This window comes from Curtobacterium flaccumfaciens UCD-AKU (assembly GCF_000349565.1).
In the GTDB taxonomy this organism is placed as follows: Bacteria; Actinomycetota; Actinomycetes; order Actinomycetales; family Microbacteriaceae; genus Curtobacterium; species Curtobacterium poinsettiae.
Genome location: NZ_KB714625.1, coordinates 9,251 through 9,507 on the forward strand (window position 1 = coordinate 9,251; position 257 = coordinate 9,507).

Annotated in this window: 1 pseudogene; it reads right to left on the reverse strand. The window is 71.2% G+C overall.

Annotation, left to right across the window (positions count from 1 at the left end):
• Positions 1 to 30: 30 nt before the first annotated feature.
• Positions 31 to 257 (reverse strand): annotated as a pseudogene (locus H489_RS0119305) (sugar ABC transporter permease); the annotation flags it as partial.

Below are 257 nucleotides of genomic sequence, written 5' to 3' on the forward strand. Positions count from 1 at the left end.
CCGCCGACGTGGCGGGGTCCAGGGCCCCGCTCAGGCCGCGCCGTGACTGGCGCGGCTGCGCCGTGAGAGCGAGTCGATGATGACGGCCAGCAGCAGGACCGCGCCGGTGATCATGTAGCGGATCGACGAGTCGAGGCTCAGCAGGGTGAGGCCGTTCGAGATCGACTGGATCACGATGATGCCGAGCAGGGCCGACCAGGCGCTGCCACGACCGCCGAACAGGCTCGTCCCCCCGATGACCGCGGCGGCGATCGCGT